The 19885-nt window shown below is 57.1% G+C and carries 15 protein-coding genes, 1 tRNA gene and 1 pseudogene; 8 read left to right on the top strand and 9 right to left on the bottom strand.

The annotated features are described in order from the left end of the window. The first annotated feature begins 202 nt into the window (after positions 1–202). A complete protein-coding gene (locus ACZ5A6_RS10165) occupies positions 203–655 on the top strand; it encodes a hypothetical protein (protein ID WP_464110932.1) in 453 nt (150 codons plus the stop codon). Positions 656–1279: 624 nt separating this feature from the next. On the opposite strand, the gene ACZ5A6_RS10160 is transcribed toward ACZ5A6_RS10165, so the two are convergent. Further along, positions 1280–2416, bottom strand: coding sequence for a lysozyme inhibitor LprI family protein (locus ACZ5A6_RS10160; RefSeq protein ID WP_464110931.1), 1137 nt, complete (start codon positions 2414–2416; stop codon positions 1280–1282). A gap of 99 nt (positions 2417–2515) precedes the next feature. Beyond that, positions 2516–3229: a hypothetical protein gene (locus ACZ5A6_RS10155; protein WP_464110930.1), complete on the bottom strand. Its 714-nt coding sequence runs from the start codon at positions 3227–3229 to the stop codon at positions 2516–2518. Between the two features lie 188 nt (positions 3230–3417). Here ACZ5A6_RS10155 and ACZ5A6_RS10150 point away from each other — a divergent pair. Both ACZ5A6_RS10150 and ACZ5A6_RS10145 read left to right on the top strand, forming a co-directional pair. Further along, positions 3418–4254, top strand: a pseudogene (locus ACZ5A6_RS10150) (DinB/UmuC family translesion DNA polymerase); the annotation flags it as partial. Beyond that, positions 4251–7514, top strand: a complete 3264-nt coding sequence (locus tag ACZ5A6_RS10145) for an error-prone DNA polymerase (RefSeq protein ID WP_464110929.1) — start codon at positions 4251–4253, stop codon at positions 7512–7514. The pseudogene ACZ5A6_RS10150 and the gene ACZ5A6_RS10145, both read left to right, overlap by 4 nt. 127 nt (positions 7515–7641) lie before the next feature. On the opposite strand, the gene ACZ5A6_RS10140 is transcribed toward ACZ5A6_RS10145, so the two are convergent. Beyond that, on the bottom strand, positions 7642–8268 hold the full coding sequence (locus ACZ5A6_RS10140; RefSeq protein WP_464110928.1) for a hypothetical protein: 627 nt from the start codon (positions 8266–8268) through the stop codon (positions 7642–7644). Positions 8269–8596: 328 nt separating this feature from the next. On the opposite strand from ACZ5A6_RS10140, the gene ACZ5A6_RS10135 reads away from it, so the two are divergent. Further along, positions 8597–9397, top strand: coding sequence for a hypothetical protein (locus ACZ5A6_RS10135; RefSeq protein WP_464110927.1), 801 nt, complete (start codon positions 8597–8599; stop codon positions 9395–9397). Here ACZ5A6_RS10135 and ACZ5A6_RS10130 read toward each other — a convergent pair. From ACZ5A6_RS10130 to ACZ5A6_RS10120, 3 genes are all read right to left on the bottom strand, one after another. After that, complete coding sequence (locus ACZ5A6_RS10130; RefSeq protein WP_464110926.1) at positions 9382–10359, bottom strand: hypothetical protein; 978 nt, start codon at positions 10357–10359, stop codon at positions 9382–9384. The genes ACZ5A6_RS10135 and ACZ5A6_RS10130 overlap by 16 nt on opposite strands. Before the next feature lie 78 nt (positions 10360–10437). Next, entirely contained in the window at positions 10438–12795 is a 2358-nt protein-coding gene (locus ACZ5A6_RS10125) for a hypothetical protein (RefSeq protein WP_464110925.1), read from the bottom strand. Beyond that, entirely contained in the window at positions 12783–13325 is a 543-nt protein-coding gene (locus tag ACZ5A6_RS10120) for a hypothetical protein (protein ID WP_464110924.1), read from the bottom strand. Before ACZ5A6_RS10120 ends, ACZ5A6_RS10125 begins: the two co-directional genes overlap by 13 nt. A gap of 956 nt (positions 13326–14281) precedes the next feature. Between ACZ5A6_RS10120 and ACZ5A6_RS10115 the strand changes: the two genes are divergently transcribed. Further along, positions 14282–14932 carry a hypothetical protein gene (locus ACZ5A6_RS10115; protein WP_464110923.1) on the top strand — a complete coding sequence of 217 codons (651 nt, stop codon included), beginning with the start codon at positions 14282–14284 and terminating at the stop codon, positions 14930–14932. After that, positions 14929–15831 carry an abortive infection family protein gene (locus ACZ5A6_RS10110; RefSeq protein WP_464110922.1) on the top strand — a complete coding sequence of 301 codons (903 nt, stop codon included), beginning with the start codon at positions 14929–14931 and terminating at the stop codon, positions 15829–15831. The genes ACZ5A6_RS10115 and ACZ5A6_RS10110 overlap by 4 nt, the downstream gene beginning before the upstream one ends. Positions 15832–16535: 704 nt before the next feature. Here ACZ5A6_RS10110 and ACZ5A6_RS10105 read toward each other — a convergent pair. After that, a tRNA-Arg gene (locus ACZ5A6_RS10105) sits at positions 16536–16612 on the bottom strand. A gap of 522 nt (positions 16613–17134) precedes the next feature. Here ACZ5A6_RS10105 and ACZ5A6_RS10100 point away from each other — a divergent pair. Both ACZ5A6_RS10100 and ACZ5A6_RS10095 read left to right on the top strand, forming a co-directional pair. Then, complete coding sequence (locus ACZ5A6_RS10100; protein WP_003513721.1) at positions 17135–17641, top strand: MarR family winged helix-turn-helix transcriptional regulator; 507 nt, start codon at positions 17135–17137, stop codon at positions 17639–17641. A 195-nt stretch (positions 17642–17836) separates the two neighbouring features. Further along, positions 17837–18115 carry a hypothetical protein gene (locus ACZ5A6_RS10095; protein WP_111783630.1) on the top strand — a complete coding sequence of 93 codons (279 nt, stop codon included), beginning with the start codon at positions 17837–17839 and terminating at the stop codon, positions 18113–18115. A 35-nt stretch (positions 18116–18150) separates the two neighbouring features. Here ACZ5A6_RS10095 and ACZ5A6_RS10090 read toward each other — a convergent pair whose 3' ends face one another. Both ACZ5A6_RS10090 and ACZ5A6_RS10085 read right to left on the bottom strand, forming a co-directional pair. After that, entirely contained in the window at positions 18151–18627 is a 477-nt protein-coding gene (locus tag ACZ5A6_RS10090) for a hypothetical protein (protein WP_111798817.1), read from the bottom strand. A gap of 74 nt (positions 18628–18701) precedes the next feature. Further along, the gene (locus ACZ5A6_RS10085; protein WP_003513718.1) at positions 18702–19706 is read right to left on the bottom strand and encodes a LysR family transcriptional regulator; all 1005 of its coding nucleotides are present in this window, start codon (positions 19704–19706) and stop codon (positions 18702–18704) included. Positions 19707–19885: the final 179 nt, after the last annotated feature.

Below are 19885 nucleotides of genomic sequence, written 5' to 3'. Positions count from 1 at the left end.
GTGCCGCCCAGTCCTGTCTTCGATAACGAGGGATACCATGAAGAGTGTCTCGCATATTGGCCGTCGGCGCGATGTCGCTCCGCCTCGGGCCAGGCAACCGTCAATTTACCACTCAGAGGCCACAATCAAGAACGTCGGCCCGGCCTCGTTTCGCTCCGAGCATGCGAGGGATTACGCATGTCTGCTCGATGTAGATCCTAACGTGGTCGAATGGAGAGTGGCGCCGCCGCTGACGCGCGGCGGTTTTGCCGAATACCAGCTCGACTTTCTCGTCGTGTTCGAGAGTGGGTCATATCTCGTTGATGTCGCCTACGAAGAACCGTCGCCCCCGTCGTGGGTCATCCCCGCAATCGAATCCATGGGGCACAGATATCGACCTGTCGCCATGGAGGAGGTCGATGGCTGCTTCCGCCTGAGGAATGCCAAGGATCTGCTTCGGTATGGCCTGTACCGACCTCCACTCGGCGACAGGATTCGTATTCTGGCGGCGATGGATGAAATGGGATCGCTGACTATCGCAGAATGCTTGTCGGCGGTCGTCGAGGGGCGTCCGATGCCGACGGTGGCTGCGCTCGTTCTGCAAGGATTCCTGGAGGTCGATCTCGATAGCGATATGATCCGCCCTGACACCCAGGTGCGTCGGATAAGAAGATGACGTGAGGCGCTAAGAGCGCCGCCAGTCTTTTCCTTTCCATCCAGGGTAACACAATGAAAAACATCTCACGCAACTGGGACGGCTTCGCGCTGCCCGAGTACATCGCGTAAGGGTCGATGGGAATCTCCAGTCCCTGGGCCATGCGCGTTTCAGACGTGATCCATGGATCCGCAGAACGAAGCGGCACTACCTCGACCTCATTGCCATGTCGCTGGCAGGCATGGCCGCAGAAGACGCATTCCTTGGTGGACACGACGACGGCGCGGCAGGGAACGATAGATCCGATCTGGTCGAGGCCACGAAGACTGCCATGGCGCTTGAGAGAACGTATGGCATGGGTGCGAAGCTTGCGTCTTACGGATACCCAGCCCGGTTTCCTGAAGGGGGCAGCTTTGACCCGATGCTTCTTCCGCGGGTCGACGCCGTTCTGCAGGAGCAATTCGACCGCGCGAAGAGCATTCTTCTTCGCCATCGGGATACGTGCACGATCCTAGCCGAGGAACTCGCCTGTCGCCGCGAGTTGCCCGCTCAGGAGGTTTTGGACGCGCTCGGGATTAGTGTCCAAAATGTCCCCTAAAGAAATCCGATCCGACTAGAACACGTGCGTTCGAGGGGCGACAACAATCATGATGGGAGGTCGATCTCCCGGAGTTCATTGAGCCGCCGATCGTATACAGCGTTCAGGCACGCCGCGTCGCCGCCACAGTTGTCGCGGTCTTTGAGCCATCTTCTTTGGACTTCGAGAAGGCGCTTGCGAACCGACTTCTCGACGTTGGTTCGCACCCACATGTAGATGGAATTCATGGCACGGTCTTTCGCCCATAACTCCGGGCTCCGGCACATCGTGACCTCCGTTGGTGTCGAGGCGGCTGCGCAAGAGAAACTCGGTCCATCCACCCCTGTCTGCAGTCCCTGTCCTCGAAGGTGCGCTTCCGTCTCGATGCAGAGCAGGAGCGCCCCCTTCTTGCTCAGGTCCGCCTTCACCTCATCGAGGAGGGGTGTCCAGAGATCGATCCACTTGTCGGCGCCAACAAGCTTGTTGCCTTCCGCGAAAGCTGTCTCGTGAGCTTGTTTGACCTTTACCAAATCAGGCTGCAGGAAAGGGGCGCAGCGTGACTGCAGCAGTGAGTACGAGACGAACCTATCGGCGTAGATGTCGACGGTGGGATTCGCCGACGGCGTAGTGATGTTTCCACCATCCACCTTATAGGTGTCGATGCCCAGCATTCTCGCGCGCTCTGGGGTCAGGAGAAGGAAGTCGTTCGGACCCGCTGTCGTGAAATATCGTATAGCCTCTATGCGGAGACCAAGATGCGTGAGGAAGGATCCGATTTCGGCATTCGCAACACCGCTCTCGCGATACTCCCCGTTCTCCTCCCGATATGCCGCATGGAACCCGATAAGGGAGGTGTCGGACATGTATCTGCGGACACCGGAAACCCATATCAATCCGCAGGCGGAGAAACATTCCTGGTCAGCGGCGACCATCGTCGAGAAACCCGACATCCGGATTATCGCACCTATCTGCAATGCTTCCTTTACGAGACCGCCAGGACTTTTTAGGATGACAGAAGCACGGTGCAAACCTTCAGCCAGCTTTGAGAACTTGTCGCCGTCGCCTTGCTCAATGGGTCCCCGTAGACTGATGAGCGGAACGTCAATTCCTGGTAGATCGATCTTTTCGATTTCTGCCGCCTTCGCGACCGTAACACTGCACAGTACAGCACTGACCAGCAAGCCAAGCCAATTCGTTCCCAACATCCCACCCCCAGCGACGTAGTAGTCGCGATGATCCTATCCCGATCGCTGCGCAGTCCGCTACTCTCCACTACTACAAGCCCAATCTAGCTGTAGATGGTATCAGACACGGTATGCCGATTTGAGTTCAGGGCCCTGCCGCGGCTCCTCGTCAAACCGCACGGGCAGCCAGAACCATGCCCCCAAACCGGGAGAAACTGGCATCGGTGAGACTCCAAGGTGCCGCTGATAATGCTTCGCCATGGCCTTCAGGCGGCGTTCGAAGTCGTCCTGACCCGGTGCATTCTGATCCTGGAACCTGTTCTCCCATTCCAGCGGAAACGCCTTGAGGATCAACATCGCTGCGCGCCGGGAGAACTCGCGTTTGATGGCAGCCCGGATGGTGTCCCATAGGAGAGGGATAGGGTGCGTGATGACCAGTCGGTGAAAGACCGCGATCGATCCATAATCAAGCGGATTATCGCACTCATCGGACCAGCACTCGCCGACAGCCGCCGCCATTTCGTAGTCCTCCTGACTGTTGCTGTCGGCGACGTCGACAAAGTCTGCAACGTCAACGAGACCCGGGCAGTCCCATTCGAAGAACAGGGCGCTTGCGTCTGGCATTCCCGGGCGCGAGAACTTGAATGTCACGTAGCGCTTCTTGAACTCGGAATTTTCTATCCGGAAGTATCGACCTCGACCGCAGGAAACCGTGATCCCGTGTCCGAAATCCTTCACCCAGGTGTACTTGATATTGTCTATCTCGGGATCGACAGACTTGCCGACGAGCTGCGCCCGTCGTTCTTCGAGCCACCTTCGCTGCGCCTTCTCCAAAAAAGCCTCCGCTCGCTATCGATCCTCGTTCGTCAGACAAGGGAACATTGTCCCGCACCGATCTCCTGTCGCATCCACCAGCCGATCACATCCGAGCGCCGACATCCGTCGGAGCTTTGCGAAGGTCACGCTAGCTCCATGCTGCTTCACCAACACGGAGCGTTCGTACCTGCCCGCCCTGCCGCAGGTTCGACACTCTGTCGGAGCCAATCGACCCCATACGCACTTCGGATCTGGTCGAGGTATCGCGCTCTTTTCAGGAACCGATCGGCGCCGCAGAGACCATCAACAAGTACGTCGGTAGGCTGGTCGTGCAGCTCGTCGCGGAACTCGAGAAGCGCGGCCTCGGTGCCCGGCGCACAGACCTGATCGTCCACAAGGTCGACAACACGATCCAGGCGATCCGAGCCGGAACGGCAAAGCCAGCGCGTGACATCGCTTGGCTGACCAAGCTCTTCCGCGATCGAACGGAGAAGATCGAGCCGGGCTTCGGTATCGAAAAACTCTCTCTCATTGCCGTGTCGGCCGAACCTCTGGCTGAGGAGCAGAAGGTTTCCTCTCTCGTTGAAGAAGAGACCAGCGACATCACGCCGTTGATCGACATCTTTGGTAACCGGGGCCAGCGGGTCTACCGTGTGGCTCCGTTGGCATCGGATGTCCCAGAGCGCAGTGTCCAGCGGGTGTCGGCCGTCTCGGAAGAAGCGGACGCATCCTGGGTTAGTCACTGGCGAAGGCCAGTTCGGCTGTTCGACCGACCTGAACAGATCCAGGCGATTGCGATGATGCCTGACTATCCACCGGCGACGATCACATGGCGGGGAAAGCGTCACCGCGTGAAGCGTGCCGACGGGCCGGAGCGCGTGTTTGGAGAATGGTGGAGGCGGCCGAACGAGCTCGAAGCCGTAAGGGATTACTTTGTCATCGAGGATGATGAAGGGCAGCGATTCTGGATATTCCGTTCCGGTGACGGTGTGGATCCGGAGACCGGATCGCACAAATGGTTCATGCACGGGGTCTTCGGATGAAGTACGCCGAACTGCAGGTCACCACCCATTTCAGCTTCCTGCGTGGCGCATCGTCCGCGCAGGAACTGTTTCAAACTGCGAAGGATCTAGGCATAGAGGCCGTCGGTGTCGTCGACAGGAACTCGCTCGCCGGGATCGTCCGCGCGCTTGAGGCCTCCCGGGACACCGGCCTTCGTCTCGTTGTGGGTTGCCGTCTCGATCTGCAGGACGGCATGTCGATCCTAGTCTACCCGACCGACAAGGCAGCTTACTCCCGGCTGACCAGGTTGATCACGCTCGGAAAGGGCAGGGGCGGCAAGAACAACTGCATTCTGCATTTGGAGGATGCGGCCCTCTACGCCGAAGGATTGGTCGGCGTCCTTGTGCCAGATCTTCCCGACGGCGTCTGTGCAGTCCAGATGCGCAAGATGGCCGACATCTTTGGCAGGCGTGCTTATGTCGCACTATGCCTGCGGCGACGACCAAACGATCAAATGCGGCTCCATGAGCTGTCGAACATGGCAGCGAAGTTTCGCGTCAAAACCGTCGTCACCAACGATGTCCTCTTCCACGAGCCGTCGCGTCGGCAGCTCCAGGACATCGTTACCTGCATCCGCAACAACACGACCATCGACGATGTCGGCTTCGACCGCGAGCGTCATGCCGACCGCTATCTAAAGCCGCCCGAGGAAATGGAGCGTCTGTTCCCGCGGTATCCAGAGGCCTTGGCGCGGACGGTGGAAATCCTTGAGCAGTGCAAGTTCTCGCTGGAGGAGTTGACCTACGAATACCCGGAGGAGGCGCTGATTGACGGCATGGATGCCCAGCAGTCGCTCGAAGAGTGCGTCCGCGAATGCATTCCCCTACGGTATCCCGAAGGACTGCCGCAGAAGGTGCTGCGGTCTGTCAGGCATGAACTCGATCTCATTAAGGAGATGGATTACGCGCCATATTTCCTGACCGTCTACAGCATCGTCCGATTTGCCCGGCAGCAGGGTATCCTCTGCCAGGGACGTGGATCCGCTGCCAACTCCGCTATCTGCTACATTCTCGGCATCACCAGCATCGACCCCGAGACAAACGACCTGCTGTTTGAAAGGTTCGTCTCGAAGGAGAGGAACGAGCCGCCGGACATCGACGTCGATTTCGAACACCAGCGTCGCGAGGAGGTCATACAGTGGATCTACAAGACCTACGGTCGCGACCGGGCGGCACTGGTCTGTACTGTCACCCGCTACAGGGCCAAGGGCGCGATCAAGGATGTCGGCAAGGCCATGGGCCTGCCGGAAGACGTTACGAAGGCGCTGTCGTCCGGCCTGTGGTCGTGGAGCGAAGAGATCACCGATAGGAATGTTCGCGAGCTGAACCTCAATCCTGACGACTATCGCCTGGTGATGACGCTGCGCTTGGCGCGAGAGCTCATGGGCGCTCCGCGGCATCTGGGCCAGCATGTCGGTGGCTTCGTTCTGACGCGATCACGGCTAGATGACCTCGTACCGATCGAGCCGGCAGCGATGGAAGACCGTCAAGTGATCGAGTGGGACAAGGACGACGTCGAGGCGCTCAAGATGATGAAGGTCGACGTGTTAGCGCTCGGAATGCTGACCTGCATGCAGAAGGCCTTCAACCTCATCAGGGAGCATAAAGGCGAAGACCTCGATCTCGCCAAGGTGCGGCAGGAGGATAGCGCCACCTACGCGATGATCCGTCGGGCGGATACGCTCGGGACATTCCAGGTTGAGAGCCGTGCGCAGATGGCGATGCTGCCGAGGCTCAAGCCGAGGACGTTCTACGATCTCGTCGTCCAGGTGGCGATTGTCAGGCCCGGCCCCATACAAGGTGATATGGTCCATCCGTATTTGCGCCGCCGCGAAGGGAAGGAGCCTGTCGAATATCCGACAGAGGAACTTCGAGAGGTGCTCGGCAAGACCCTCGGTGTGCCGCTCTTCCAGGAGTCAGCGATGAAGGTCGCGATGGTATGTGCAGGCTTCACCGCAGGCGAGGCGGATCAGCTCCGCAAGTCCATGGCCACGTTCAAGTTCACAGGCGGCGTATCGAGATTCCAGACAAAGCTGATCGATGGCATGGTCAATAACGGCTACAGCAGGGAGTTCGCGGAGAAGACGTTCAAGCAACTGGAAGGCTTTGGCAGCTACGGCTTTCCCGAAAGTCATGCAGCGTCGTTCGCACTGATCGCCTATGCTTCCTGCTTCATCAAGTGCCATTACCCTGACGCGTTCGCTGCGGCTCTGATGAATTCCTTGCCGATGGGCTTCTATGCTCCCGCGCAGATCATCGGAGACGCGAAGAAACACGGCGTCGAAGTTCGCCCGATCTCGGTGCAGCATTCGCGTTGGGACTGTACCCTCGAGGAGATCCCCGGTACGGATCGCCACGCTATCCGACTCGGCATGCGGCAGGTCGCCGGACTGGCGGCCGGCGATGCCGCGCGGATCATCGTGGCCCGCATCGAGCGACCCTTTGAGTCTGTCGACGACGTATGGAGACGCTCGGAAGTTCCGTCTGAAGCGCTAGTCCAGCTCGCAGAGGCGGATGCGTTCCGGCCAGCGTTCGGTCTTGAGCGTCGTGATGCCTTGTGGGCGATAAAGGCCTTGCGTGACGAGCCTCTGCCTCTCTTCGTGGCGGCGGCGGAACGGGAGACGAAGGCGGTTGCGGAGCAACAGGAGCCGGAGGTCGTGCTTCGGCAGATGACCGAGGGTCACAACGTCGTTGAGGACTATCAGCACGTTGGCCTGACACTTCGAGCACACCCGCTTTCATTCCTGCGCCGGGACCTGTCCGCACGGCGCATCGTCACCTGCGCGGACGCGATGAATGCCCGCGACAAGAGCTGGCTCTGCGTTGCCGGGCTGGTGCTGGTACGGCAGAAACCCGGATCTGCGAAGGGCGTCATGTTCATCACCTTGGAGGACGAGACGGGCATTGCCAACATCGTCGTGTGGCCGTCGCTGTTCGAGAAAAGGCGACGCGTCGTCCTCGGAGCAAGCATGATGGGGATCCAAGGCAAAATTCAGCGCGAAGGCGACGTAGTTCATCTCATCGCTCGACAGCTAGAGGATTTGTCTGGAGACCTATCGGCGCTGGCGGACCGCGATACTGAGTTCAAGAACCCCAGTGGCCGTGGCGACGAATTCGCTCATGGCTCGCCCGGAGGTGGCGATGCGCGAGATCGGCCGAAGTCTATCCCGGAAGCGAGGGAAATTTACGTCAGGGATTTACACATCGATACGCTGAAAGTGAAATCCAGGAATTTTCAATAATCTTGGTCGGTTTCAAGCGAGGCATCAGAGTAGTGGTCTAACCTCTACGCCACGGACGCGGCTTTCTATGACGCTACGCTACAACAGAACGTCGAGGCACATTGCAACGTGACTGCAGCAGGTAGCCTCAAGGAAGAAGAAAATCCGGCTTCCCTATTGAAGGCTTCGATGCCAATCGGGTCGATATGGTGCGCTCATAAGGAAGCGGCACACACAACATTAAGTCAATTGGCCAGTCAATACCGCTGTTCGAAGCACATATAGGGTTGATTGTATCCACGGCCCACATGTCTAAATCGCGTCTGCCTGCTCCCCAAGCAGCGGTTGCAGCCGGACCAACATTTGGGAACCCAGCGTAACCAAAGGCTGGCACGATCGAAACAGTGCCTGTGGCAAAATCGAACGATTTCACCTTTCCACTCGCTGCATCGGCCGCTAGTATTGTTCCATCGGTCGCAACAAGAGGGTTTTTCAATTTAAGTCGCCCTGCTTCTTTTTGCCAGTGGGGCTGGAAAGCCAACCATGCTGCTTCGAAACCAGACATGTCGTGCGGATAAGGAAAGCCACGCCACGAAAGCATCTGAGCGATCATGCCGTACTGCTGCAAGGCATTGCCTGACTGTGCGAAAACCACTTTGTCTGACCACGAGTAGACTTTCACAGTTTGATGAAAGATGACTCCCGACTGGCTTCGACTTGAGTCTGCTGCAACGAAAGCGTAACCGGCTTCAGCGTAGGCGATAATGGCCGTCATTTTCAGTCCTGATACACATAGGCTTACGCGGAAGCACTTTTAAAGATCATATTTCGGCAGATGCAGTATGCTTTATCGGTTGTCTACAGCTTCTGATCTCGCATTTCGAGAAAAATGCAATCCTCACTAATTTCTCCGCTCATGAGGAGCGTAAACGACCTCCTCGAAGGGTTCTTAGGTGACCAATGCCGAAGAATAGAGGATCAACCTCCGGCAAGCACTCGGACGTCATCTCGTCGTGGTTCCTACCCGGCTCGACTAAGGTAATGACGGATTCGCATTACCGCCACCACTATCTGACAACAATTATCACCGAAAGGAACCTGAAATGAACATCGAGGTCCTGCCTGAAAGCTATCGCACCTCAATCGAGAGCATGTTGCGACTCGAAGGTCTTTCACCAGAAACCGTTGCGGCGATCTGCGAGCCGCAGGTCCTTTTCCTGACCGACGAATACCGGAACGCTCCGGTTCAGGTGATGATCGTGGGCCAGGAAACCAGAGATGCCGAGAAGTGGCTGAACGAGGCCGTTGCTGAAGGCGGAGACGCGATGATCGAGAGGCAGCGGCGGAGTTTCGAGAAATACGACTTTGCCATCGCAGGATCTCACGACAACAATCCGTTCTGGCGGGGCTACGACGATGTCTGCGAGGCGTTCGGACTCTCATCGCGGCGAGCGACCGCATGGACAAACGTCAGCAAGGTCCAGCTCGGCGAAGTCATCGATGGAAGCTTCAGCATCAGCAAGCTATCATCTCCCGCCCAGATGCAGATTGTCCGGTGGCAACGCGCGATGGCACGGGCAGAAATCGAGTATGCAAGACCCGACATCATCGTATGGTTCACAGGAGGAATGCGTTGGATGATAGGGCATCTCTACAAGACGAATATCGAAATGATCGACACCGATGTCGACTTCCACAGAATCGATGGCGCTGCCGATAGCACGGGATATGTGACAGCGCCCTTTCTTGGTGACGCCATCTCGGTGTTCACCTATCACCCTCATGCCGGACGGCGGGGCGATGCGAAACTGCGCACAATTCGGGAGCGTGCGGCGGCGCTTCAGTGGTCTTCTGAAAGATACTCGAACGACCGAGAGCGTCTCAAGCTTCAGCCTTCAGGTTGAAGTCGGCTCGCCACCACTCTCTCGAGCAACTCCATGAACTTGCCATTTTCCTGCGAGCACTTCCAGAAGTTCACGAACCTGCAGACGAGCTGGACGTTCTTGGGTTCATAGTGCCCGTTGCTGTCGATTCGGTCTACCGAAGCCAGCATGTCGTAGTCCAGGTCATCTTGACCATCGACGTGAAGCGGTAACCTCGTGATGGCGCAGAGGCCCTCTTGACTGATCATGAGTTTGGCAAGGTGTGCCTTCATCTCCGGCTCGGGGCAAAGAAGCCTCTTCTCCTTGAGTGTCCGGAGAACCTGTTGACCTTTGGCATTCCGGACAGTTTCCTTGATCGTCATCATCATGCGGGTCAAAACGAGCTCGGGCAATTCGACATTGTTGCCCAGAGTCTTTCCCCTATCGGCGCCGAGTCTGGCCTTCCACTCAGGAGCCTCATGCCATCGGCTGAGGTCGTCGCCATCGATGAGGGTTTCGATGTACTCCTTCATTGTCGGATCGACGACACGGAAGACTGCTTGCTGCGTCGTCAGGTAGTCCTTCGCCTTCGGGTGAATTGAATTCCAGGTGAGAGCTACAGTTCGGCGATTGCGACGTGACCACGGGGTGACTGGCTTGGCGATCATAACCTTGCCGTCGTATTCCTCGAAGACTGGTGCGGCCTCAGTCGACACGGACCAATAGAGGTCGTTGCCTGCGCGATGAAGCCAAATATCATCTTCACTCTCGGCGATGCACGTCGCTCGATTGAACCACGTAGTCGCCCTCCCTTTGACGTCGGTCTCGGCAGATCCCTTGGGAGCCGCCTTCATCTCGATCCTAAGAAATTCGTCGCGATCCCCGGCTTTCCAAGCGTCGAAGTATGGCTTGTCATAGCCGAGGGCGACAAGATTGCGCTCAAGGCAGTCCCCCCAAAGTTCGTTCCCGTCGCCGGTCATCGCGATATAGGTTTCGCTCGTCATACCACCCCTCCAGATTGCTCTCTTGGTTGGCAGATATCATTTGACGAAGCAAGGTCCGGTAGCGCTGATGTATTATGGTCACCTTTTCGGTAGCTTTCTCGGGTTCCGGAAATGCATATAAAGCTTCTTCAGAGCCACGGCTGCTGCGGCGACGTCCCATTCCGTCCTGACCCTGAATTCTGCGGTGACACTCTGGCGAGCATTCTTCTTCGACCACGTGAAGATCGCCCACTCATCCCGGATTTGCCACTGATTGGCGACGAATACGGCCCACTCGCGGTGAGCTAGGGTTCTGAAAGTCTTCCGCACGATCAGGTCCTGACCGTCCACCAGAAGCTCGACGTAGGTCGCCCGCGTCGCCGTATGTGCCTTGACATCGCGGCCACCCATGGACACTGGCAACACGAATGAAGGACACACGCTCGCGAGTTCCTCCCGGAAGCGCGTCCAGATCGGGGGATCTTCTGTATTGTAGGCCAGCGACCCAAGCGCTTTCGCAAGCGATTTCCTCTCGACGATGTACACCTGGTTTCGGGTCGGGAGCCGTGCGTGCCGCCTCTTGATGCCCAGTTCCTGAAGTCTGGCCTCGATATGCTCTGCCTTGCAGTCGAGCTGGTCGAGGTAGAGCTTTGCGTTTACGTACCTGGCATGGAAGTCCTCGAAGGAGCTGCGATCGAGATAGATCCTCCCGTCTTCTCCCTCGCGGGTCTTGATGAGGCTTGCGTTGACCAGGACTGTAACGACCTCGGGCTGATAGGGGTCAACGACCCATGCCTGGGCGATATTGAATGGATTGATGTGAAGATCGAACTTGGTGGAGTCGCGCCCGGCAATGGCCCGCTTCGTTTTGGGGTGAAGGGACAGGGCCAGCAGGCCTGGGGCGTTCCAAGTCACGTTGTGGGCACGTACGCCGTCCTTTTGTACCGTAACTCGCTTATGGTGACCGGCGAGACGCGTGAAGATCGTTCGGTCGAGGAGAGGGCGTCTTGGGATCGAAGCCCCATGCTTCGTCCAGAGATCGGCCGGCACTCCCTCATGCGTAGTCAGGTCTCCTCCGAGGCCTTGGCGTGGTGTCTGGTGATAGACGTTTGCGATCCAGTATTGGAGCACGGTCTCAACTTCGGACAATGCAAGTAGAGGGACCGCCAAGTCGCGATCCTCGCCGAACATCTCGCGGATTTTCGGCGACTCCATCGTGGTGCCCGGCAGCATGTGGAAGATATCTCTGGTGATGGTACCCAGAAATCTCTCGAGCGCGCCCTTGTCTCCTGGACGGGCGGGCCTGTGCTCGATGATGTCAAAGCCGAGTGCCTTTGCAGCTTCACGGATGGATTCGCCAATGAAATGAAGGGCGTTATCGACACCCAACTTGTTGAACAAACCAAACCATGGCCAGGGGACGTCCACCCTGAGCCGACCTTCCACGCCGAAGATCGCCAATTCGAGGCCTCGTACGAATGTGGTGTACGAAGGGTCGCCGAAGCTCGGCACCGCAGCTAGGATGACGCCAGACATCCTTTCCCGGAAAACGATGAGATCGAGGCGGCCGAAGGCCAATGGATTTTCATCGAGGTAGGCAAAGAGATCAGTCTTCAGGTGATCGACATCAACGATATCCATCAGGCACCGGGGACGATGGATTCGAATATACTGTTGGTTCTCAACGGCGGCATGTTCCCCGCCGAAACGCAGAAGGTCACGAGTATAGTGGTCGACGGCGGCAAGTCTTGCGTCGAACGTGCTCTTGCTGATCAGCGATGCACCATTGTCATTGATACCCAGATGCCGGACAGACGCGAAACGCTCATCGTTCATCATGAGCGAAATGAAGTGCTCCCGCAGCGTCTTATAATCGCCGCTCGGCTGCTCCCATGCAAATTGGGCGGCGGCATCGAGAGCTTCCTGAATCAACGCAGGAAGGCGTGGGGATTCATTCCCTCTGCGTGGTTTCCTCGCGAAATTCATCACGCGATCGAAACGGGTTCCATCTCGATCCCTTCCGATCATCTGATGCAACCATTCATAGCTCGGTGGAGGCTCTTCCCGTTCCGCGGCTACTTCTGCCAAAAATGCCTTGGTATGCTCTTTTGAAGGCCCCCTTGTCGTCCGAATAGCCTCCCTGAACCGATAGTAGCGATCCACGTAGTGCATTGCCCGTTTTGCAGCCTCGAGATCAGTGGCAGGCAAACTCATCCATGATCCGGGGGCATTGGGCCTGGCATTCGATCCCACAGGACGAATGCGGTGCGCTCGTTCCAGCTTTCGCAGCCCAGCGTTGGAGACATTGATTTGCTCGTTTGTCTCCAGGCGGACAAAGACCGCGACTTTCCGGGATGTGCGAGTGAGTTGGAGCCATTCCTTGAAACGAACTTCGGCATACCTTTGAAGATCCGCTGAAAAGATGATCGAACGATCACCAGGCCTCAGATCGACCATTCTGAAGCTGGCATCATTTGATATGACGCACCGCAGTCCTTTGAGAGCGAGAGCGATAGTTCTCGAGTGCGCTGCTCGCATCGCTGCGCATCGAGGTCATGCTTGAAGTCGATGAAGCCCACGGATCCGTCTTGGCGGAGCACGCCTACCGCGGGAATGTGATCCTTCCATTCAGTATCCTTCTTATCAGGCGTGGCCGCGAAATACCTCACAGTGATCGGAAACGGGGTGATCGCGACGATGTCGGGATCACCATCGAGCAGAGTCAAGCCATTCAGCATCCAGGATCCACGAGCGGTAACTACGCCTCCTGACCGGATTTTCCGCGACGTGAACCTGAAACGACTGTGCTCTCGAACGCGCGCCGGAAAGGTCACGCGCGGCTCGTGCTTCTCCGAGAAGATGTAGTCGAATGTCCGACGCAGGTGCTCTGGCTTCCATTCGGTGCCATTCGGGACGCACTGCAGGATGAGCTTGTAATCATCGAGCGTCGAACGCTTTCGGTCGTCCGACGGCAACGGCGCTGTCACTCGGAAGGGCCTCGTCTTTTTCGGGGTACGTCGATGGGGGCTGGGCATTTCGGTCTCTCCTCTTTACGTGGAAAAAGGACAGCTCACCGACATCCGTCGCAGCGGTCGCAGGTGCGACGACCAATGCGGCCAGCTCACTGAGCAGTCTTGTCGAAATCCCGAGGTCTTCGAGATCTTCGATGTTGATAGACATGTTCTGCACGCAGGAACTTCGAGCATGGCTGATCATTGGCAATACCTCTCCGGTCGCGCTCAGGGAGGCCGGAGCACGTTCGATGAACTATCTGTTGATATCGGCCAGACCTGTTGACGAAGCCTGGCGCGTGAGGAAGGTCCCATAATACGCTCGGTACGACAAGTGGGGACCGTCTTAACAAATTGATACTATTGAGGATTCAGCGTTGAAACCTTGAAAGTTGCGCCAAGTATTTCTTCTTCGACGAGTCCTTCCGCGAATCCTGTGCCGGATGCCGCTGAAGGTAGATCAAAGAACAATTGCGCCTCCGAAGCGGGCACCGGACAGTACAAGCCCAAGTCAATCGACACGGCGACATCTGCTGCGGCACCGAGCTCGGGGTGATTTCAAACTCTGGGATTCTCGGATTGTCGTGCGAAAACGCGGCCTCAGGCTCGCGGAAGGATTCCTAGTCGTATTCGCATCGTGTGCATCGCCATGTTCCTTCATGGAATCTTGGTGGCTTGAGCTGCGGCTTCATCATGAGCCGAGGGAGCCATATGGATCACGGCACTCCATATGTTCTGTTTTTGTTCGGACGTCAACGGGCCCATGCGACTTTTTTAGGCTGCTCTCCTAAGAAATTCTATGGCCTCGGTGTACGATAACAAGTTTCGCTGGTCTTAACATGGGCGAACGCGTTCGACGTCGAGTTCGCCATTGCCAAACCAGTCTTCGACGGGAAATATGCCGTCGGCATCGATGAATCGGGAGGCGCGGAATGGGAGTACCAGACAGATTTGCTATCGAGTATCCCAGACGGGCGCTCGAACTCATTGGCATGCTGGAGCCGTCCGCCAGAGAGAACAATCTTCTCGGCTCGTTCGGACTTTTGGCAGCATCTGCAGTCCTCACGATCCCGTTCGAGCGGATGCGCACAAGTCACTTCCTGCACGATCAAGCACACGACGACGATCTGGTGAAAAATCTGAAGGCCTTAGGGAAAGCTGACTTTTTGAAAGCGCCATTCTGGCGAAAGCCGCCAGACGACGGCTCATGGCGCCAGTCCCGCATAGTAAGCCCAGTTGACAAGACACATGACTGGAAAGATCCATACGGCCGGGATCCGCGTTCGGACGATGCAAACACGATCCAGAGCCGAAAGGCCAGCGAGGTGTTAAGAGTGCTTCGCAACGCCCTGGCGCATGGCAACGTCATATACCTCGATAGAGACGGCCATGAAATCGCGGGAAACCAGATGGTCTACATGGCCTTCCTGTCGCGGTACGAAGAAGATCAGGAGCAGCGCGAGCGGGCCGAAACCTACAGAGTGGTGATCACAACCGAGGAAGCATTCCTGCACTTCGTAAAGTGTTGGGCAGAGTGGATCGGCAGTCTCGCCCTTGACCCGCGTGTGGCTTCAGCAGCATGAGCGGGCGCTTTTCTCCGTTTGTGATAAAGGCGCTGACAGACGTGATAACCGGCGGCGCCGGGCAGGGGCCGGACGTCACCGAGCCGATCGGGATCTACCGGAGTGGACCGAAGATTGAGGCATTGTTCCTTGATTGTGGTCTCGACATGCGCATAGGGAGCAGTTCACGCGTTCCGGCAACCGTCCAGTTTCTACGGGATCTTGCTAATCACTGGGACGATGGTGAGTCCTTGAAGCGTGTAATCCTCCGCGTCTGTGACCCGCGAGAGTACCTCTCCGCACCCGACAAAGCTGTTGCTGTGAGAGAGCATGTTAATGCCGCCCTGGAAGCCGATGGACTAGCGGTAACAATTGTCAGCGGAGCTGCGCATCTTGTGGAGCGCACGTCCGCAGGCCTCATTGTTGAACCTTTCATCAGCAAAGTTGCGAAGCTGGATTTTGATACTGTGCAAATCGAAATTGCCCGAGCGCTCCCGAGCGTCAGCGCCGATCCGGAAGACGCCGTAACGGCAGCATGCTCGCTGGTCGAAGCGGTATGCCGCTCGATACTAATCGAACTCGGACTGCCGCTGCCGGCAAAGCGCGATATAGACGGGTTGCTGAGGGCCGTGCAGGATCCATTGAACCTCTCGCCAGGCCGAACCGATCTATCTCTGGAAATCGAGCAGGATGTTCGGCAGGTCTTGGGTGGCCTTACATCTGTCACCAAAGGAATCGGTGCGCTGCGAACCCATGCTGGCGATGCACATGGGCGTGAGAAAGGATTCCGTCGAATCGACCCTCGCATCGCGCGCCTGGCGCTCAACTCTGCCAGTTCGATCGCTCTGTTTCTGATCGAGACATGGGAGAGCAAGCAGCATCGCCACTTGCCACAACATAGCGAGGAGGCCCAGCGGTGAGGACAACAGCAACGGAATTCCACGGCGAAGATAAGTTTGCTGAAGACGTGAAGGGGATTCCAACGCGGATCCTTATCGCAATCAGGAACATCGGCGACTGATGACCCGCACATATCCGACGCCTCGCCCGCCCGGAGTTCTTGTCAAGGAGTAACAGATTCGGCTGGGATTCAAGGGCGAATCCATGAGTGCGTCGTGGTTGCGGTGATATGCTTGCCGAAGTGGCCGCTGTACAACGTCATCGACCGCTTCATCTACATTGCTCCGATCTCGATGGAAACTTTATTTGCCAAGACTTCGGCGTGGGCCAAGTAGAAGAGGGGGCAATCTGCTGGTCGCTGCACCTCAACGTCCCAGAAAAATTTTCAGATATTTTTCGAAGCTCTGAATTGTGCCTTAGGGAGACTTGAAGGACTCAGTCCTCTTCGTGCGGCGGGGAGCGGCGAGCGAAAAGTTGAGCAAGATGCCAGGCAGAAAACGGTCCCAAACCATATCCAGGACACTCGCGAGCTCTGCTTGTCCTGTCTCCAGCCCGATCTCGCGAGAAGTAACCGAGCATCAGGCGGCGTCAGACACAAAGCGTGCAGCTAGATGAAGCTTCCATTGATTTCATTCAGTTTTCTTGAAGTCGGTGTACGCTGATGCCAAGCTCAGTGCACGTTGTTAGCAAGCTGGTGTACGCTGTTGCCAAGCGTTACATAAAATGGCGCACCCGACAGGATTCGAACCTGTGACCTTTGGAATCGGAATCCAACACTCTATCCAGCTGAGCTACGGGTGCAGCGGTCACGCTTGAATCGCGTGCAGCGGTTGGTTCATACCCCAGCTTTCTTTCCGCATCAATGTCTAAAAATCAAAGATTTACGAAATGGGGTCTGTTTTCCGGTGAGGGGGAGAGCGTGGGTTGCTGCGAGGGCTGCTGTCTGCATGTTTGCGATAGCAGGGCGGTATGTTGTTAGCGGTATTGCGTTTCTTCCTGATAAGACGTTTCCCTTTTAAGTAGTATTTTACGTCTGCATCCAGCGGCTGTCCTGGCACTTTTGTACACAGCCGGGTTGATTGTCGTATCGCCGTTCAAACAAGGCGGGGGAGATGGTTTTTGACCCTAAAAATCGGTGGGTAAATAATCATACTTTTCTTTTGCGCCCGATGGTGATTACGAGACAGGGGTTGTCGCAATGGGTATTAACTGTCAAATTATTATACAATATTAGTATCATCTACATTTATTTGGGATACAGTTTAGTCCTGTTGTCGGTTATCATTCCGGCAGGGTTAAGGAACGAATCAGGCGGGGGATCGGATGGCTTTGCAATTGGCACATAGCAACGGGCCACGTGCGGAAAAGGCCGAAAGCGGCGGCACGCAGGCGGAACATTTAAACGCTATCGACTATGGATTGTTGACGACCGCGATCGGTTATCATTTGAGGCACTCGCAACTTGCCGTGGCAAACGGCTTTTCCGACGTGCTGGCGGAGATGGGATTGCGGCCGGCCGATTTTTCCGTTCTCGTCATCGTCGGCGGCAATCCGGGCCTCAAGCAGAGCGATGTGGCCGAGGCACTTGGCATACAGCGTGCCAATTTCGTCGCGATCGTCGATAGCATGGAAAGCAAGGGATTGCTTGTCCGCCGCAGGTCGGAAGAGGACAGGCGCGTTCATTTCCTCGACATGACGGATGAGGGCAGCAGCCTTCTTGAGCGCCTTTCCGATGCATGGCGTGACCGCGAGGAAAAGCTGATCGACCGGATCGGCGGCAAAAAAGCCCGTGACCAGCTGCTGGCTCTGCTTGGGCGCCTGCGGGACTGAGCGGTATCGGTCAAGCCGGTCGGCAATCCCTCTGCCCCTGCCTCTCCCTTTCACGAGGGTCTGATTTGTAGCGGGTCGATTTGCGTTGCAATTTTCCTGCGAAACGGCCAAGACGCCTTGGACGTGCCGACGCCTTGGGCGTCGCGTCATGCCGCAACTGCGCAATGTTCTGGAAAGGCCCGAAACGGGAACGCCATGCTGATTATCGATACGAGCCATCCGCTTTATCGCCGCTTGTGGGTCAGATTGCTCATCGTCGGCTTTTGCGCCGCCTGGTCCGTCATCGAATTCGTCAATCGCGAATTTTTCTGGGGCACGGTTGTCGGCGGCGTGGCGGTCTATGCGGCCTATGAGTTGTTGCTGAAGTTCAAGCCCGCCAGCGAGGAGAACGCTGCAGGCAAGGCTGACGCGGCCAGGGACGATTCAGACGAGCCAGTGGAAAGTGCACCCACGGATAGAAACGACGCCGGCTGAGGCGAGCTTTCCGGGTGTAAAACCGCTACCTGCCTCTATTGGAAATGTTCACGAGTTCGCAGCATCCGGATCGCCTGGTCAATCAGGAGATTTGCCGCTGTCATGCGCAGCGTCGCATTGTGCCGGAATTCCGGTCTCACTCCGTCGGGATGATTGAGCCTTGCGAAGGCGCGGCGCTTTTCCGCAAGCGTTGCGGCGGTGTCGGTTTCATGGATGGCCAGTTCTGCTGAAACATCCGCGAGCGAGGTCTTTTCGAGATGGGCCGGCATGGGTTCGGGTTGGGGTTCCGGCTGGGGCTCGGCAAGCGCAACGGGCTCCGGCAGAAAGGCCAGATAGGCGTCGAGACTGGCGTTTCCCGGTTGCGGTGCATCCGGATAGGTATCCACGACGAAGCCAGAGCTAAAACCCACAATACGATGACCGGTGGGCGGCGTCGGCTCCGCGCTCTCGTCTTCTTTTTCCTGTCTCAGTCTTTCAACGACCGACTCGAAGACGGATTGTCCGAAAAGCATGCGGCTATTCCCTGGGCAAGTCCCGATAAATCCGGCCTCTATATACAATGAAGTTGGCGTCTGGCTTGCCTTCCTCAAAAGCCCGTCAGTTTGCGGCTTTCATCCAGAACCAGATCGTAGAGCAGCCGGGCGCTGGGCGGCAAAACGCGGCCTTTGGTGGTGATGATGCTGTAGGGCTTGACGACAAGCTCGAAATCCGTCGGCAGGATGCGGGTGCGGCCGATATCGGCCTGCTGGCCGGCCACGAACTCGGCCATGTCCTGCGCGATTGGCGCAATTGCATCCGTGTTGCAGATAAGGGCAAGCGTCAGCACCACGGATGGCGTGTTGATGACGTTGCGCGGCATGGCGACGCCGTGAGTGAGGAACACGTCTTCCATCGTTCTGCGCAAAAGCGCGCCGGGCGGCTGGAAGACCCAGTCGTAACCGGACAGATCCTGCAATGTCACGGGCTCGCCGTGGAGCAGGGGGTGGCCCTCGCGAACCACCAGACAGGCGCGCTCGATGCCAATTTCATGGATGGAGAACAGGCCGGGGTCGAAATCATCGGGGATGCGGCCGATGATGAAATCGTGACGTGCGGCCAGAAGTTCCCGCGCCAGCACGTTGCTACTTTCCACCTGCACGTTGATCTCGATACCGGGATAGGTGTCCATCGCCCGTCTTATGGCGGGCACGACCAGGCTGATGGCCGGTGCGGTGACGGCGCCGATATAAACCGATCCGCCGCTGCCGGATTTCATCTGGTTGAGTTCGCGGCTCGCCTCACGCAGCTCCAGCAATATGGTGCGGGCGCGCCGCGCCAGCGCCTCGCCGAACTTGGTCAGCACCACACCACGCGACGCTCTCTGACAGAGCGGGCTTTTGACGATTGCTTCCATTTCCGAGAGCATGCGCGATGCCGCCGGCTGCGTCATGTTCATGGCGGCGGCGGCGGCGCTGACCTGCCCGTGCTCCTCGATCATGACCAGCATGCGCAGGTGGCTCATCTTCAAGCCGGCGCGCAGCAAAGGGTTGTCTTCGAAGACGAAGAGCGCATCCGCTGTTTGCGTCTGCTCATACACTTTTTGGTTGCTCATTCGCCGGTTTATACCCCTCAATGGTTATTGTATCGATTTAATATATCATAATTGATATACGTAAACTGATTTATTCTATTTGACAGTTATATGGATTCAGAACAATTTGCGGAATGCCGGGGAGGAGCGGCATCTGTTCCATTTCGCAGTTGCGAGATCGGAACGGGCGCAATGCGGCT

It is taken from the genome of Agrobacterium sp. 6Ca8 (assembly GCF_055382765.1).
The sequence above is the reverse complement of the archived record's forward strand: the minus strand, read 5'-3'. Positions and strand labels throughout refer to the sequence as shown.

What these genes read in the sequence shown, in the direction of transcription:
- ACZ5A6_RS10115 (WP_464110923.1), top strand. Translation starts at nt 14,282, where the DNA reads ATGGGAGTACCAGACAGATTTGCTATCGAGTATCCCAGACGGGCGCTC.
- ACZ5A6_RS10090 (WP_111798817.1), bottom strand. Translation starts at nt 18,627, where the DNA reads ATGCTTTTCGGACAATCCGTCTTCGAGTCGGTCGTTGAAAGACTGAGA.
- ACZ5A6_RS10130 (WP_464110926.1), bottom strand. Translation starts at nt 10,359, where the DNA reads ATGACGAGCGAAACCTATATCGCGATGACCGGCGACGGGAACGAACTT.
- ACZ5A6_RS10095 (WP_111783630.1), top strand. Translation starts at nt 17,837, where the DNA reads ATGCTGATTATCGATACGAGCCATCCGCTTTATCGCCGCTTGTGGGTC.
- ACZ5A6_RS10100 (WP_003513721.1), top strand. Translation starts at nt 17,135, where the DNA reads ATGGCTTTGCAATTGGCACATAGCAACGGGCCACGTGCGGAAAAGGCC.
- ACZ5A6_RS10140 (WP_464110928.1), bottom strand. Translation starts at nt 8,268, where the DNA reads ATGACGGCCATTATCGCCTACGCTGAAGCCGGTTACGCTTTCGTTGCA.
- ACZ5A6_RS10125 (WP_464110925.1), bottom strand. Translation starts at nt 12,795, where the DNA reads ATGGTCGATCTGAGGCCTGGTGATCGTTCGATCATCTTTTCAGCGGAT.
- ACZ5A6_RS10145 (WP_464110929.1), top strand. Translation starts at nt 4,251, where the DNA reads ATGAAGTACGCCGAACTGCAGGTCACCACCCATTTCAGCTTCCTGCGT.
- ACZ5A6_RS10135 (WP_464110927.1), top strand. Translation starts at nt 8,597, where the DNA reads ATGAACATCGAGGTCCTGCCTGAAAGCTATCGCACCTCAATCGAGAGC.
- ACZ5A6_RS10110 (WP_464110922.1), top strand. Translation starts at nt 14,929, where the DNA reads ATGAGCGGGCGCTTTTCTCCGTTTGTGATAAAGGCGCTGACAGACGTG.
- ACZ5A6_RS10085 (WP_003513718.1), bottom strand. Translation starts at nt 19,706, where the DNA reads ATGAGCAACCAAAAAGTGTATGAGCAGACGCAAACAGCGGATGCGCTC.
- ACZ5A6_RS10160 (WP_464110931.1), bottom strand. Translation starts at nt 2,416, where the DNA reads ATGTTGGGAACGAATTGGCTTGGCTTGCTGGTCAGTGCTGTACTGTGC.